Origin of the sequence: Nocardia sp. NPDC056100 (assembly GCF_042266325.1) — a bacterium.
In the GTDB taxonomy this organism is placed as follows: Bacteria; Actinomycetota; Actinomycetes; order Mycobacteriales; family Mycobacteriaceae; genus Nocardia.
This window is the reverse complement of sequence record NZ_JBHJVY010000002.1, coordinates 1,207,305-1,222,765: the sequence shown is the minus strand read 5'-3', so window position 1 is coordinate 1,222,765 and position 15,461 is coordinate 1,207,305. Positions and strand designations below refer to the sequence as shown.

The following is a 15,461-nucleotide window of genomic DNA, read 5'->3' as shown; positions in this document are numbered from 1 at the left end:
CGTGCGCGCCGCTGATTGCGGGGCGCACGGCCGGGGGGCGATTCAGTGTGCTCCGACCGTGAGCGCGGGCAGGAATCCCGATGCGGTGAACTGTTCGAGATAGCGGTTCAGCACCCCTCGATCGATGACCGGGCAATGAATGCCCTTCTCGTGCAGTGCCTCTCGCGTATGGCTGTCATCCCATCGGGTGTGCCCGGCGAGATCTCCGAAAGTGGAAGCCAGTACCGACGCGCGGGCGAGGGAGTCATCGCCCGTGGCGGAGCGGGTCACCGATTGCCGGTTCAGTTCGGCCAGTACGAAATCCATCGACCGTTCGTGTACCGGATAGCCGTGCTCGCGCAGGCATTCCAGGATCTCGCGCACCGCGACGGGTGTGTGATTGACCTGGTGGTAGACGGTCTCGGTGCGCGGATTCGAGCCGAGCGCGACGATCGCACGCACGACATAGTCGACGGGAACCAGGGAGACCGTGGCATCGCCCACCTCGGGCGTGACACCGAGCACCGCGGCGGCGCGCACCATATTCCAGAGGGCGTCATCGGGATTGTTGGCGCCGGTACGGGTGTCACCGCAGATCGTTCCCGGCCGATGGATGCTCACCGGCACCCCGCGCGCACCGGCTTGGCGAATCAGTTCCTCGCCAACCCATTTCGAGGTCAGATAGCCGTTGGACTGAAGTTGGCCCGCGCGCAGCCGGTCGTTCTCGCCGACGACCTCGGGGACCGTGCCCGCCGGGATCGCCGCGCCGAGGGTCGAGATGTAGTGCACGGCCTTCACCCGTGCGGTGGTGGCCAATTCGAGCACCGAGCGCGTGCCCTCGACATTCGCCGCGCGCAGCCGCTCGTACGGATCGACGTGGTTGACCTTCGCGCCATTGTGATAGATGACGTCGATCCGGTCGGCGAGCAGGTCGAACTGCCCGGCGTCCAGGCCCAGTCGCGGTGCGGCCAGATCGCCGCGCACGGCCGTCACCCGGTCGGTGACGCCGTCGGTCGGCAGCCGAAATCGTGCCATGGCCAGCAGGATTCGATCCAGCGGATCGTCGTCGCCGTGGGTGCGCACCAGGCACCACACCCGAGCCCGGGTGCGGGTCAGCAATTCGTGCAGCAGGTGTGCGCCGAGGAATCCCGTCGCACCGGTGAGCAGGATATTGTCCGCGCTACGCCGTGCCAGCGCGCATCCCGCAAGCGAGATCGCCGGGGCGAGAACCGCATCGGTCTCCGGTGTGAACGCCGGGAGGGGTCGGCGGACACCGCTCACGTAGCCTGCCAGACCCGCCACGGTCGGCGCGGCCAGGATCGCGGACATCGGGACATCGCAGTCCAGTCGCTCTGAAAGACGTTGGTGCAGCACGAATATCAGCAGCGATGAGCCGCCGAGCTCGAAGAAGTCCGAGGCCGAACCGACATCGGAGACCTCCAGCACCTCCGCGAAGACCTGCGCGATCGCGATCTCCAGCGGGGTGCTCGGTGCGATGACGACCTCGTCGGCGAACACCGGCGGGGGCAATGCGGCCCGATCGACCTTGCCGCTGGTGTTCACCGGCAGCGAGTCGAGCACCATGATCGCCGCCGGAACCATATATCCCGGCAGCAGTCCGGATACGTTGTGGCGCAGTTCCTTCGACTGGACGGTGGTTCCCGCTCGCGGCACCACATAGCCGATCAGCCGATCGTCCTGGCCGTCCCGGCGCACGGTCACCACGGCCTGGGCTACGGCGGGATCATCGAGCAGCGCGGATTCGATCTCACCGAGTTCGATGCGATGTCCGCGCACCTTGACCTGAAAGTCCGTGCGGCCCAAGTACTCCAGCACGCCATCGGGCCGAGAACGCGCCAGATCGCCGCTGCGATACATCCGCGATCCCGGTGGCCCGAACGGGCTGGCGACGAATCGCGAAGCGGTGAGTCCGGGCGCACGATGATAACCGCGTGCGAGTTGATCGCCCGCCAGCACGAGCTCACCGGCCACACCCGGAAAGAGCCGATGCAATCGGGGATCGAGCACACCGCACTGCGAATTCCATGCGGGCACCCCGATCGGCATGATTCCCGCGCGCCGATCCGCCTCGGCCACCTGGTGTTCGGTAATGCTGACCGCGGCCTCGGTCGGTCCGTACAGGTTGTGCAGCTCGGCCGCGGTGACCTCCGCGAACGCCTGCGCGGTCTCCGGCGCGAGCGCCTCGCCGATGACGAACACCGCGCGCAAGGTCGCCAGATCCGCGGATGTTGCCGCGCGGGCCACCAGGGTCAGCATGGTCGGCACGAAATCGGTCAGTGTCGCACCGTGTTCCGCGATCAACCGGCAGATAGCCTGCGGGTCCCGATGCTCGTCCGGCCCGGCCAGGACCAGTCGCGCTCCGGCACCCAGCGGCAGGAAATACCCCCACAGCGAGACATCGAAGGTCGCGGCGGTCTTGTGCAGGTAGATATCCCGGGCGCGCACGTCGTAGCGAGTACGCATCCACTCGAGCTGATTGACGATCGCGGCGTGGGTGACGACCACGCCCTTGGGCTTACCGGTCGATCCGGAGGTGAAGATGACATAGGAAGGGTGATCGCCCAGCAGCGGTGTGGTCCGCTCTTCATCACGCACCGGTCCGGCGGAATACCCTGCGAGGTCAACGGTATCGACGGTGTACGGGGATCCGAGGGTGAACCCATCGCCGGTGGTGGTCAGAACACACTGTGGCGCAGCGGAATCGAGGATGTATCCGATGCGCTCGGCCGGATGATCGGGATCGATCGGCACCCACGCCGCGCCCGCCTCCGCGACCGCGTACAGCGTGACGACCTGCTCGATCGATCGGCGCATCGCCACCGCGACAAGGGATTCCGGGCCGATGCCCTGTGCGATCAGCCACCGTGCGCGCCGGGTGGCGCGCTCGTACAGCTCGGCGAAGGTGAGGGATTCGTCCGCACCGACCAAGGCCACCGCGTCGGGGCGCTCGGCCACCTGCCGGGCGATCGCGGCGGTGAGATGCTCGCGTGCGACCGCCACATCGTCCCCGCGTGCCACATCGCGGCCATCGACCATCGCGAGATCGCCCACCGCAGTACGCGGATCGGCCAGGATGGACTCCAGCAGGCGGGTGTACGCGTCGACGAAACCCTGCACCGTCGATCGATCGAAAAGGTCTGTGCTGTAACCGAATCGCAGCGCTATGGGACCGAGCGCGCCCTCGGCGTCGCGGGTATCGATCACGCCGATATGCATATCGGTCTTGACCGTATCGGCTTCGATTTCGAACACCGACATATCCGTCGCGGTCATCTCCAAATCGGCCGGAGTGAAGTTCTGGAACGCGAATCCGATCTGGTACAGCGGATGCCGCCCCGGCGATCGCACCGGATCGACCGCGTCCACGACATGTTCGAACGGCACATCCGAGTGCGCGAAATTGGCCAGGTCGCGATCTCGGGTGCGTGCCAGCAGTGCGTCGAAACTCTCCGCCGCGTCCACCCGGGTGCGAGAGACGGTGGTATTGACGAACATTCCGACCACACCCGCCAGGGCAGGTTCGGCGCGATTGGTCATCGGCACGCCGATCGCGATGTCCTGAGTGCCGGACAGCCGGGCCAGCAGTACCGCCAGCGCGGTCCGCATCACCATGAACACGCTCGCGTGGCGTGCCCGCGCGAAGGTCAGCAACTGCTCGTGAACGGTCGCGGGGAGGAGTTGATCGAGCGTCGCGCCGCGGAGCGAGGCGATCGCGGGCCGCCGCCGGTCGGTCGGCAGATCGAGCTGGTCCGGCAGCCCGCGCAGTTCCTCGGTCCAGTATCGAAGCTGCTGTGCCAGCAGTGATTCGGAGTCATCGCGTGACCCGAGCAGCGCCTGCTGCCACAGCGCGTAGTCGGCGTACTGCACCGCCACCGGACGCCAGGCCGGGACGGTGCCGCCGCAGCGTGCCGCGTACGCCAGGCCCATATCCTGGGCCAGCGGAGCCATCGACGAGCCATCGGCGCAGATATGGTGCACCGCGCAGACCAGCACCTGCTCGGTCGGGGTCCGCAGCAGCCGCATACGCAACGGCACCTGCGCGGTGACGTCGAACCCTTCGCGAATCACGCTGTGCACCTTGACGGACAGCTCGTCCTCGGCGACATCCTGGACCGCGAACCCGTCCATCACCGCGTCCGCGTCCACGATCTGCTGGTACGGCCCATCAGCATCGGCCGGATAGCGGGTCCGCAGTGCCTCGTGCCGGGTGATCACATCGCGCAACGCTCCGCGCAGCGCGTCGACGTCGAGGCCGGTGAGCCGCAACGCGAAACCGATATTGTCCACCGCGGTGGCGGTATCGAACTGATTGCGCAACCAGAACCGAAGCTGATTCGGCGACAATGGAATTCGGTCCGGACGCAATCCCGCCAACAGTGCCGGACGCGCGGTGTCGAACCGCTGGGAACGAATGGCCTTGGTCAGTGTGGCGACGGTCGGATGATCGAACAGCAGCTGCGGCGGAATCCGCACTTTCCAGATCTCGCTCAACCGCGCCGCCGCCTGCGTCACCAGCAGCGAATTACCGCCCGCGGCAAAGAAATCACTGTCGGCCCCGAGTCGTTCGACACCGAGTACCTGCGCGAATACCTCGGCGACGAGGTCTTCGCCGGCACCGGTCACCCGCCGTTGACCTTCGCGTCGCACCGGCAGTGTTCGCAGTGCGTTCCGATCGACCTTGCCCGCCTCGGTGAGTGGGAACTCCGGCACCACCACAACGGAATTGGGCACCATATAGCCCGGTAGTCGGGCCGCCAACCGTGTCAGCAGGTCCGTCGAATCCGGTGCCGCGTCGGCGTCGGCGAGCACGAACGACACCAATTCGGTATCGCCGGTGGCGGTTTCGCGGTTCACGGTCACCGCACTCGCCACGCCCGCCAGGCCGGACAGCGCGGCGTCTATCTCCCCGAGTTCGATGCGCAGACCGCGAACATTGACCTGATGGTCGATCCGGCCGAGATACTCCAGCTCGCCGCTGTCACTGCGGCGCACCAAATCCCCGGTGCGGTATATACGCGCGCCTGCCCCTTGCGGATCGGCGACGAATCGCGCCGCGGTCAGTGCGGGCTGACCGATGTATCCGCGCGCCAAACCCGGTCCGGTGACGTACAACTCGCCGACCGAGCCGTTGGCGACCGCCCGCAATCGATTGTCGAGGATGAGGTGCCCGACTCCTTGCACCGGGCCACCGATCGATACGGGGGCATCGGGAAGCAAAGGACCGCTGAGGCTGGCCGCGACGGTGGTCTCCGTCGGCCCGTACGCATTGTGCACCCGTCGCGGACCACCGGCCCAGCGCATGACCAGCGACGCGGGACACGCCTCACCGCCAACCACGATCGTGCTGAGCTCATCGAGCCCGTCCGGTTGCACGGTCGCCAGCACCGACGGCGTCAAGAAGGCGTGCGAAACCCGTTGCCGGTGCAGGAATTCCGCCAGCTCACCGCCGCCGATGAGCGAGGGCGGGGCGATGACCATCGTCGCGCCCGCCCCGACTGCGAGCAGCAGTTCGAGTACCGACGCGTCGAAGCTCGGCGAGGCGAAGTGCAGGCATCGCGACGCCGAGGTGGTTGCCAAGGTCGTCTGGAGCTCGGCGCACAACGCCGCCAACCCGGTGTGGGTGACCGCGACGCCCTTGGGTACGCCGGTCGACCCGGACGTGTAGATCACATACGCCGTATTCGAAACCCGCAGCGCCGCAGCGCGATCGAGGTAGGAGATCGGTGCCGGTGATTCGCTCGCGACCGCCGTGCGCACCCGTGGATCATCCACTTCCAGCCACCGAACGGTATCGGGCAGATCCTCCCGATGACCGCGATCGGTCAACCCGAGCACACATCCGCTGTCCGCGAGCTGATACTCGATCCGCGCGCGCGGATACCCCGGATCCAACGGTACGAACGCCGCTCCCGCCTTCGTGACCGCCCACACCGCCGCGATCGATTCCACAGACCTCGACAGCGCCACCCCCACCCGATCCTCTGGCCCCACCCCGGCTTGAATCAGCCAGCGCGCCATCCGATTGGTTCGAGCATCGAACTCCCGATAAGTGAGCTCCACCCCGTCGGCGACCACCGCGACCCCATCGGGATTCCGCTCCACCGCCGCCGCCAGCAACGCCGCCAACCCCCGGCCACCAGTCCCGCTCCCGCGTCGACGCCGAGTCGAACGTGAAGAAGAAACATGGCTGCCGTCGCGCATAGGTGTCCTGCCGTTCGGGTCGAATGCTGGGATGATGCTACGACCGCCCGGATCACCTTGCCACAGCAGAGAAATGGACGCTTGACCGAACCGCTCGCCCGCCGACCTCACCTCCGCGAACGGTTCCGCCCGGTCCCTCGCGGTGGCGGAACGTTGCTCGGAACGTTATCTACCGGCCCGCAGTAGAGGCCAGAACCTGTCCTGTACTCCTGACACGATCGGAAGCATCCGGAATTCCTCCGGAACACCTCGATCTAGGAGTGCCCATGACCGTCGCCGCCGTCACTCATCTCAACTTCACCGGCGAGGCGCGCGCCGCGCTGAGCTTCTACCAGCAGGTGTTCGGTGGTCAGCTCACCGTGGCGAGTTACGCGGACTTCGGTATGCCCAAGGAAGTACCCGGCGCGGACAACGTCGTATTCGGCCAGGTCGTCGCCGAAAACGGCTTCGCCATCATGGCCTACGACGTCCCCGGACAAACCGATGCCCCCGAGCCCTCATGGACCCGCCGTGAAAACGGAACAACCCTGACAAACTCCCCATTCTTCGTCTCCCTGCGAGGCGAAACCGTAGACGAGGTCGCAGCCCTCTGGGCCAAACTCTCCGACGGCGCGAAGATCGTCGAGGAATTCGGCCCAGCACAGTGGGCCCCAGCCTTCGGCATGCTGACCGACCGCTTCGGCGTCACCTGGATCCTCGACGTAGCCGCGAGCTACTGACCCCACATCAATCAGCCCCGATCGCAGGCCCGCTCACCCGGGCCTGCGATCGGCGTAAGAGCGGGATTCGGAGACAGGTCATGCGTTGGCCTCGACTGGATTAGTTCCGCACCGGCACGTACGCGGGATACTTCACCTTCATGATCTTGTAGAGGTCTTCGATGTATTTGGTCAGGCGCGAGCCCGGCGTTGCTCGGCCGACAGCCAAGGCTCGGTTCGCAAAACCCTGTGCTGCTTCGGGTTCCCCGAGTCCGGCATGGGAGTACGCAAGCTCCGCGGTGTACCAGGTTGCCCACTCGGATTTCAGCGTGTCGGGGTCGAATCCCGCGAGACCCGCCTCCAAGTGCTGGACGGCTTTCGCCCACTGGCGCGCGTGCCGGTAGGCCATGCCGCGCTGCATTTGAATGAAGCTCTCCGAGTAGAAGTATTGGGCGTCCGGTCGATCGGGATCTCCTTTCACGATCAACTCCGTCGCCGTATCCAGCAGGGATTCCATACCCGCGATGTCGCCCTCCATGCCCAGGCCCCTCGCCTCCTGCTGAACCGCCAAGGCCAGTACGGTCCGGGAGAGCTTCTTGGCATCACGTTGCGCGGCCTGTGACAGGCCGATCGAGGCTCCGATATCGCCGGCCATCCACGCCACATGGCCGCGCATCGCAAGCGTCGTGGAGATCATGTCCGGATTGCCTGCCTCGGTTGCCAACTCGAGCGCGGTCCGATAGTGGTGCACGGCGGCATCGCGTTGCCCCAGTGAGGCATTCAACCAGCCTTGGAACTGCGTCCATCCCGCCGCGGCATCCACCATCGGTCGGCGGACCTCGGATCGCGCTTCCTTCGCCAGCGATGACGCGATTCTGGATTGTCGAATCGTCACGGGCAGAACAAGTCCCGAACCGATCCGATCCTCGAGGCGACGCGTCTCGGCCAGCACCGATTCCAGATCTGCCGCCAGCTGTCGGTCTATGTATCGGCGACTCTCCAGCGCGGCGGTCTCATGCGCGCCGAGCGGATCCGGTTCGCCGAGAGATTCGTACAGGGCGGTGAGAACGCCCTCGGTGTGTAAGGCGGTATCGAGGCGAGCGACGACGTCTCGTGGAGGCTTCCGCTTGCCATTCTCGAACCGCGAGAGGGCAGATGGGTCGTAGAGGATCGCTTTGCTCAACTGGCGCACAGACATACCTGCCTGTTCTCGCAACCTGCGGAGCTCGTTCCCGAACGTTCCCCAGTCACCCACTGTCACAGCCTGCTTCACCCCTCCGGTCTGCGTTGCAACGGGTTCGGCCACATTCCGGCCACACCGCAACGGTACCGCCAATGGCCTGGTCAGGGCATGGTTCCAGCCATGGGGACGAGCGATGATCAACAGCACGCGGATGCGGTCCAAGCGGCCTGGAGACGCAGTAGGGCCGCATCCGCGAATGAGGACTGGTCGCTGGAGATTCAGGCGTTGATTGTGAAAGCGGCAGGCAAAGGGTTCGTGTTGAGACCTCGGGGCTGCCCTCCGTGGGGGTGGTTACTGGAGAGGGATGGGAAATTGATCATCGGGGGATCCCTTCGCATCTGCGAGCAGGCGTTGTTATGAACCGGTGCTCGTGCGCTGCCGGCCGCGTTGGATGCGGGCGATGATCCAGTCGACGTAGTGGGCGGTGAGTTCCGGTGCGGTGGTGGTGATTCGGCGCAGGATGCGGGTGGCGAGGTTGGGGAGGACGGTGGGTTTGCCGGAGGCTGCGCCGATGAGGAGGGCGCGGGCTACGGCGGGGGCGGTCATGGGGGTGCCGGAGGAGAGGGCGGAGAGTTCTCGGGGTTTGGTGGCGGCTTCGGCGGCGAGTTGGGGGGTGTCGACGTCGGGCGGGTAGACGACGGTGACGGTGATGCCCTTGGGCTTGAGTTCTTGGCGCAGGGCCTCGGCGGCGGCGCGGACGGCGAATTTGCTTGGGCTGTAGGCGCTGTAGCCGATGAGGCTGAGGAAACCGGCGGCCGAGGAGATGGCGGTGATGCTGGCTCGGTCGACGGTGAGCAGGTCGGGGAGGGCTTCGCGGATGGGGGTCAGGGTGCCGAAGTAGTTGACTTCCATATGGTTTCGGAAGTCGGATTCCGAGAGTTCGGTGAAGTAGCCGGGTTTGGCGATTCCGGCGCAGGCGATGACTGCGCCGATGGGGCCGTGCTGGGAGCGCGCGCCGTGCAGTGCGGTGCGGATCTGGTCGGGCGAGGTGACGTTCGCGGTGAAGGTCGCGAGCCTGCCGTCGAATTCGCCGGTGCGGGCGGCGAGTGCGGACATGGCGGGATCGCCGAGGGCGAGCACGCTGACCTTCGCCCCCGCGCCGAGCGCCAATTCGGTGACGGCGAGGCCGATTCCACTGCTGCCGCCGGTAATGACCACATGGCGGTCCGCCCAATAGGCGGCGGTGGCGGCGGGCAGCTGGACCTGAGTCGAATCATTGTGCTGTACGCGAGTATTCATGACCGTCTTCCATTCACTCGATGTGTACTTCGTCAGCTGCGGGCGTGATACCGGCGTATCGGGACGCGGGTCCTGCCGATTGCGGGGGCAATCGACCGGTTCCGTACGCGGACAGCGGTATTCGTGATCGGCCGATTGATCGAACCGATCCGAACGCGCCGGATGCGGGCCGGGACATGGGTCAGGAATCGCAGTCCCCGGGTGGGATAGGGCGTGATCGCGGCGATGATGTCGACCGCGCCGCGAATGATGAGCCAGCAGCCCATCCACTCCAGCGAGGTCCACACCGTGGTGTTGGGGCGCAGTAATGCGTTGAGCCCCACGCCGATTCCGAATATCCGGATACCGAACGTCGCCGGGACCGTCCACGATTCCTCACGCAGCGCGCCGTGGTCGGCTCCCAATCCGGCCAGTAGAGCGGCGATTCCGTCGACCATGAGGTAGCCCGCGGTCAGCGCGAGCACGGTGATCGCGGTGTCGTCCGTGGACAGCATCGCGATCATCCCGAGCCCGAGAGCCGCCATACCTTCGACGACGAAGGCGCGGATCATGCGCCGCGATGTGTTCATTGCTTCCTCCCGTCGTCTCGGTACGGCACAAGTATTAAGTCAATCGATCGACTAAGTCAAATGACCAACTTGGAAACCACTGCCTGTGAGAGCCACGAGAAGCGCGAGGACCAGCTGATATAGTCCAAGTTGTTCAACTGATCAAGTTGATCGATCACATCTTGGAAGGACGGTATGGCCCACGTGCCCGCCGCGGTCCGCCGCGCGCAGATCGTCGAGGCGGCAACCGCGGTCATCGCCCGCGACGGCGTCGCCGGAACCACCACCCGCGCGATCGCAGGGGAGGCGGGGCTGTCATTGGCGACCCTGCACTATGTGTTCGCGGGCAAGGACGAAGTGCTGGCGGCGGTCCTGGAGGCACTACTGGAGGAGGGAAAGCGGGCTCTCGAAGCCAGCACCCCGCAGGCCGGGGACGCGCCCATCGGACTGGCCGATGCGCTCTACCACCTGGCCCGCACCTACTGGCAGGGAATCCGGAGCGACCCGGGAACCCAACGCGTGCAATACGAATTGACCCTGTACGCCATGCGCACCCCCCAGGCCGCCCACCTGGGCCGCGCACTCTACGAGTACTACCTCGAAGCCACCGAAACCCTCATCCGCGACGCCTGCGAACGCGCGGGCGAGACACCCCGGACCCCGGTGCGAGACCTGGCCCACCTCGCGGTCTCGGGCATCGACGGCATCTTGCTGCAATACCTGGTCCTCGACGACGACGAGCAAGCCCGCCGCAGCCTGGACAACCTCATTCACGGCATCCTCGCCCTGGCCACCGCGCCGGAGTCGAGCGGTCAGCGGATCTGATCACCTGACCGCCCCGGCCTCATTCGATCGCGCCGAGACCGCGGAAGAACGTGCGCACGTCCGCGACGAACAGGTCCGGTTGCTCCATGGGCAGGAAGTTGCCGCCGCGCGCGAGTTCGGTCCAATGGGTCACCGGCGCATCGCGTTCGGCGAAGCGGCGAATGGTGATATCGGTGGGAGCCAATGCGACACCGGTAGCCACGGCTCCGGTCGGCCGGGGCGTCCAGGCGTCCGGGTTGTGCCCGTTCTCGTAGTACAGCCCGGCCGAGGACCCGGCGGTGCCGGTGAACCAGTACAGGCTGACATTCGTCAGCAGCGTGTCCCGGCCCACCGCGTCCTCGGGCAGTTCGGTTGCGGGGTCGGTCCATTCGCGGAACTTCTCCACGATCCATGCGAGCTGACCGACCGGGGAATCATGCAGTCCGTAAGCCAGGGTCTGCGGGCGGGTGGACTGCTGGATGGCGAAGCCCATCATGTCGTCGCGGAAGTGCTGCAGCTTGCCCAGGCGGCGCATCTCGTCCTCGGTCAAGCCGTCCATCTCACCGTCCTGCCCGAGCGGGAAGGTGACGTGACCGTTGACGTGCACGCCGACAACGTTTTCGGGGGCCTGGCGACCCATTTCCACCGCATCCCAGGCACCGCCGCCCTGTCCCTGCACGCCGTAACGGTCATATCCCAGGCGTGACATGAGTTCGATGAACGCTCCGGCAATCTTGCCCGCGTGCCAGCCGGTGCTGGTCAGCGGACCGGAGAACGCGATGCCCGGAATGCTCGGGATGACGAGGTGAAAGTCCTGCGACAGCGGTGCGACGACCTCGCGGAAGATCATGAACGAGGCGGGCCAGTCGTGCAGCAGCAATAGCGGTAGGGCATTGGGATTGTCCGAGCGCAGGTGTGCGAAATGAAGTGTCTCGCCTTCGATCTCGGTGGTGAACTGGGGCAGCTCGTTCAGCGCGGCCTCCTCGGCGCGCCAGTCGTACTCGTCCGCCCAATAGCGGGCGAGCTGCTGGAGATAGTCCAGCGGCACGCCCCGGGTCCATTCCTGGCCGGGAATCTCGCCGGTCCATCGGGTACGGCGCAGGCGGTCACGCAGGTCATCGAGGTCGGACTGCGGGATATCGATCTTGAATGGCTGAATTTCGGTCATATGAGTAGTGTTCGCCGAGCAGGTGCTCGGCGGCAGTGTCCGGTGCAGCAATGCGGGTGCAAAATGCACATTCCTGCGCGATGGTTACGGCTGGTTCTGGAGGCGAGCGGTGGGCCGACAGCCCGGATGGATACTTGTCGCGGTCATGCTCGCCGGGCAGCTGGTGGCTCGGATCGGCGAACTGATCAGTGGGGCATCGCGATTCACCCTCGTCGGGTCCGCTGTCCTGGTGGCGATCGTCGTGCTGCAAGGGCTGATCAGCATCGGGCGCTGGCATCCCAAGCTATTGCTGTGTGTGCAGGCGATATTGGTGTTCGCGCCCTATCCGTGGCTCGGCACGGTGTGGGGGCCGGTCGCGGGTCTGCTCGGGGCGGGCATCGTACTCACGCTGCGGCCGCGTCTGGCCTGGCCGTTGTTCGGTGCGGTGCTGATCGCCGAGACCACGTGGAATCTACTGCTGGACAGTGCGTTTTCCGCGGTCACCACCACCGTCGTCGATCTCAATGTGGGTTTCACCTTCTTCGCGGCGGTATATCTGGTCCGGCAGTTGGAGCGCACGGCTCGTGAACGCGAGCGAGTGGCCGCCATGGCCGTGACCACCGAACAGCTGGACACGGCGGCACGGTTGCATCAGACCCTCGGCGCGGAACTCGGTGCGATCATTCGGGAGATCCGGCGGGCACCCGGCCGCGCGGATCTGATTCGAATCGCCGAGTCGAGCAGATCGGCGCTCGGTACCGTTCGATCGGTCGCGGACGCGCAGCGCGCCGCGATACCCGCGCCCGCGGATACCGCGCAGCAGCCCTCGCAGGCTCGGTTCGCCTGGTGGTTTCTGCTGTTCCTACTGCTCAATTGCAGTGCGATGCCCTTGGCCAATCTCACCCAGCTCCATGTCGATTGGCGCGGTTTCGCACTGATCACCGCACTGATGATCGTCTCGGGCGCGCTCCAGCTGCATCACGGCGCACCCCGGGAATCCGATGCCGAGCCCAGGGCTTGGCACTGGACGCTCGCACTGCACGCGGTGATCGTCGTGCTCGCGCTGGTGCTCCCGTCGTGGCCTGCGGCGTCGACGATCGCACCGTTCTTCCTGATGTTCGGTGCGGTGGTGGTTCGAATCCGGACGGCCTGGGCGTGGGCGTTGATCGTGGCCTGCACGCTGGTGGCCGCGTGGACGTTCCAGTGGCACGGCATTCATTTCGGGTGGCGCATCTATTGGAGCGTGACCTCGGTGGTGGCGGCCGTTTACGTCTATGTGCTGTGCCGTATCCCGGAGGTGAATCGGGAGCTGTATCGGACCAGGGCGCAGGCGCTTCGGATGGCTGTTGTCGCCGAACGGCTTCGCATGGCCCGCGATGTCCACGATCTGCTCGGGCAGACCCTGTCGGCGATCACCCTCAAAGCCGAATTGGCCGCCCGCCGCCCGGAGGATTCCGCCGAAGCCTTACTCGAGTTGGCACAGCTGGCCGACCAGGCGTTACAGGAAGTCCGATCGATCACCCGCGGACCCGCCGAGCTGTCCCTGGCCGAGGAGATCGCCACCGCCCGTTCGGTTCTGGAGGCAACGGGGGCCGAGGTGAATGTGGACGTTGCCCCCACCCCGCCGGACAGTCGAGTCCTGGCCATCGTCCTGCGGGAGGCGGTGACCAATATCGTGCGTCACTCCGAGGCGGATCTGGCTTCGATCCACGTGATCGTCGATGCGAATTCGATGCGGCTGGTTGTCACGAATAATCGCGTGCCACTCGGCAAGGAAGTGCCCGGACGTCAGGGCACCGGCTTGTCCAATATGTCTTCCCGGCTCACCGATTGCGGGGGAGTCCTTGTGACAGAAAGGGATTCGGGCCTGTTCACGCTCACCGCCACGCTCCCTCAGGTGATGGAGTCGGCGGCCGGACCGGTCACAGCCAGCCCGCGGCTGTCGCGAGTTTGATCGCGTCCACGCGATTGCGGGCATCGAGTTTGGTCACCGCGGCGGCCAAATAGTTGCGCACCGTTCCATAACCCAGATGCAAAGTGGCCGCGACCTCGCGCGGTGACGCACCGGTGGCCAGTTCGCGCAGCACATCGGTCTCGCGTTCGGTCAACGGGCTGTCGGCCACATCGAGCGTCGCGTACGCGAGCTGCGGATCCAGCACCCGCCCGCCGCCTGCCACCGTGCGGATCGCGTCGATGAGTTCCTGCGGGCGGGCATCCTTCAGCATGAATCCGGCCACCTGCGCGGCGATACCCCGGCGCAGATTGCCGGGTCGGCCCACGCCGGTGAGGATGAGCACCCGGCACGAGGGCACCCGATCGCGCAGCAGCGCCGCGGCTTCCAACCCGTCGATCCCGGGCAATTCGATATCGAGTATCGCCACGTCGGGCCGGTGTGCCAGCACTGCGGGGACAACCGCGTCGCCGGTTTCCACCCCGGCCACCACCTCGATGTCCTGCTCGAGGGACAGCAAACCGATCAGCGCCTCCCGCAGGATGCGCATGTCCTCGGCTACCAATACACGAATCACCGTTGCATCATTCCCGACCGCGTTCGCGGTGATTCCGCAGGGCACAGGGCTACGAGAGAACCGGTACGCGCAGATAGCTGGGTTCGGCGTCCGGTGGCACGGCTCCCGCCAGTGTGAAAGGTGTGGCTTCCGCGCGGAATTCGATCAATTGCCGGGCGTGTTCGTCGAGTGCCCGGTCTTCACCGGACACCGGTTCCCAGGGGCGAATCGGCCGGGCTTTTCCGTCCTCGGCCAGCGCCACGACGACCGCGAGTCCGTGGGCGGCGAGGGTGGGCTGATCGGAGAAGGTGTCGGTGGAGGTGACGTGCACGCTCATGTGCATGCTGCGCGGGCCGGTGTGGATCAGCCGCGCGGTCACTTCGACCACATGACCGATTGCGATCGGGCGGTAGAAGCGGATACCGCCGAAATACGAGGTGATCACGTGCTGTCCGGCCCATCCCGCACCGCAGACATAGGCGGCCTCGTCGATCCAGCCCATGGTCCGCCCGCCGTGCACCCGGCCACCCCAGTTGATATCCGAGGGCGCTGCGAGGAACCGCAGGGTGGCGTCCGGCGCGGTGCCCGCGCTCGTGTAGCGCTGGGCGCTCATCGCCTCCTCGATCCGGCGGCGCACCGAGATGCGTTCGCGCGCTTGGCGACTGCGCTGCTGTTCGAGGATGGTCGTCGGAACCCATTGCGGGACTTCGACGGCGTGGCGGTGGTCGTCCATCGCGACGAAGATCATCAGGCATTGCGTGGTCTGGATCGGCTTGGCCCGGGTCGGATCGGTCGAGTAGACGGTCACCAGAATGTGCATGCTGGTGCGCCCGGTGTGCACCAGATTCGCATGCAGCTCAACCAGTTCGCCCACCGCGATCGGGCGGTCGAGATGGATATTGCCGACATAGGCGGTCACGCAGTACCGCCCGCTCCACTGCGCGGCCGCCGCATAGCCGACCTTGTCGATCCACTCCAGCAGACGGCCGCCGTCCACGGGCCCGGCAATGCCCGCATCGTCGGGTTTGACGAGAAGTCGATGGATTGAGCTGGTCACCGTCGGATCCGTTCGGT

General features: G+C 66.1%; 10 protein-coding genes. 3 read left to right on the top strand and 7 right to left on the bottom strand.

What is annotated here, in order from left to right; translation table 11 throughout:
• Nucleotides 1-42 precede the first annotated feature (42 nt).
• The gene (locus ACFC0O_RS17735; protein WP_375959001.1) at nucleotides 43-6,126 is read right to left on the bottom strand and encodes an amino acid adenylation domain-containing protein; all 6,084 of its coding nucleotides are present in this window, start codon (nucleotides 6,124-6,126) and stop codon (nucleotides 43-45) included.
• A 341-nt stretch (nucleotides 6,127-6,467) separates the two neighbouring features.
• Between ACFC0O_RS17735 and ACFC0O_RS17730 the strand changes: the two genes are divergently transcribed.
• Nucleotides 6,468-6,920: a VOC family protein gene (locus tag ACFC0O_RS17730; protein ID WP_375958999.1), complete on the top strand. Its 453-nt coding sequence runs from the start codon at nucleotides 6,468-6,470 to the stop codon at nucleotides 6,918-6,920.
• Between the two features lie 100 nt (nucleotides 6,921-7,020).
• Here the strand turns inward: ACFC0O_RS17730 and ACFC0O_RS17725 are convergent, their stop codons facing one another.
• The 3 genes from ACFC0O_RS17725 to ACFC0O_RS17715 all read right to left on the bottom strand — a co-directional run bounded on the left by ACFC0O_RS17725 (nucleotide 7,021) and on the right by ACFC0O_RS17715 (nucleotide 9,950).
• The gene (locus tag ACFC0O_RS17725; protein WP_375958997.1) at nucleotides 7,021-8,205 is read right to left on the bottom strand and encodes a helix-turn-helix domain-containing protein; all 1,185 of its coding nucleotides are present in this window, start codon (nucleotides 8,203-8,205) and stop codon (nucleotides 7,021-7,023) included.
• 291 nt (nucleotides 8,206-8,496) lie between these two features.
• Nucleotides 8,497-9,381 (bottom strand): SDR family NAD(P)-dependent oxidoreductase, encoded by an 885-nt coding sequence (locus ACFC0O_RS17720; protein WP_375958995.1) that lies wholly within the window; start codon nucleotides 9,379-9,381, stop codon nucleotides 8,497-8,499.
• Between the two features lie 32 nt (nucleotides 9,382-9,413).
• On the bottom strand, nucleotides 9,414-9,950 hold the full coding sequence (locus tag ACFC0O_RS17715; RefSeq protein ID WP_375958993.1) for a DUF308 domain-containing protein: 537 nt from the start codon (nucleotides 9,948-9,950) through the stop codon (nucleotides 9,414-9,416).
• Nucleotides 9,951-10,124: 174 nt separating this feature from the next.
• Between ACFC0O_RS17715 and ACFC0O_RS17710 the strand changes: the two genes are divergently transcribed.
• Complete coding sequence (locus ACFC0O_RS17710; RefSeq protein WP_375958991.1) at nucleotides 10,125-10,754, top strand: TetR/AcrR family transcriptional regulator; 630 nt, start codon at nucleotides 10,125-10,127, stop codon at nucleotides 10,752-10,754.
• Between the two features lie 19 nt (nucleotides 10,755-10,773).
• Here the strand turns inward: ACFC0O_RS17710 and ACFC0O_RS17705 are convergent, their stop codons facing one another.
• The gene (locus ACFC0O_RS17705; RefSeq protein WP_375958989.1) at nucleotides 10,774-11,901 is read right to left on the bottom strand and encodes an epoxide hydrolase family protein; all 1,128 of its coding nucleotides are present in this window, start codon (nucleotides 11,899-11,901) and stop codon (nucleotides 10,774-10,776) included.
• A gap of 109 nt (nucleotides 11,902-12,010) precedes the next feature.
• Here ACFC0O_RS17705 and ACFC0O_RS17700 point away from each other — a divergent pair, with 109 nt between their 5' ends.
• Nucleotides 12,011-13,834 carry a sensor histidine kinase gene (locus ACFC0O_RS17700; RefSeq protein ID WP_375958987.1) on the top strand — a complete coding sequence of 608 codons (1,824 nt, stop codon included), beginning with the start codon at nucleotides 12,011-12,013 and terminating at the stop codon, nucleotides 13,832-13,834.
• On the opposite strand, the gene ACFC0O_RS17695 is transcribed toward ACFC0O_RS17700, so the two are convergent.
• Both ACFC0O_RS17695 and ACFC0O_RS17690 read right to left on the bottom strand, forming a co-directional pair.
• Complete coding sequence (locus ACFC0O_RS17695; RefSeq protein ID WP_375958985.1) at nucleotides 13,803-14,408, bottom strand: DNA-binding response regulator; 606 nt, start codon at nucleotides 14,406-14,408, stop codon at nucleotides 13,803-13,805. The genes ACFC0O_RS17700 and ACFC0O_RS17695 overlap by 32 nt on opposite strands.
• A gap of 49 nt (nucleotides 14,409-14,457) precedes the next feature.
• Nucleotides 14,458-15,444 (bottom strand): acyl-CoA thioesterase, encoded by a 987-nt coding sequence (locus tag ACFC0O_RS17690; RefSeq protein ID WP_375958983.1) that lies wholly within the window; start codon nucleotides 15,442-15,444, stop codon nucleotides 14,458-14,460.
• Nucleotides 15,445-15,461 lie beyond the last annotated feature (17 nt).

Bases quoted from the DNA above. Each gene is read 5' to 3' on its own strand.
- ACFC0O_RS17730 (WP_375958999.1), top strand. From the start codon at position 6,468: ATGACCGTCGCCGCCGTCACTCATCTCAACTTCACCGGCGAGGCGCGC.
- ACFC0O_RS17720 (WP_375958995.1), bottom strand. From the start codon at position 9,381: ATGAATACTCGCGTACAGCACAATGATTCGACTCAGGTCCAGCTGCCC.
- ACFC0O_RS17715 (WP_375958993.1), bottom strand. From the start codon at position 9,950: ATGAACACATCGCGGCGCATGATCCGCGCCTTCGTCGTCGAAGGTATG.
- ACFC0O_RS17710 (WP_375958991.1), top strand. From the start codon at position 10,125: ATGGCCCACGTGCCCGCCGCGGTCCGCCGCGCGCAGATCGTCGAGGCG.
- ACFC0O_RS17705 (WP_375958989.1), bottom strand. From the start codon at position 11,901: ATGACCGAAATTCAGCCATTCAAGATCGATATCCCGCAGTCCGACCTC.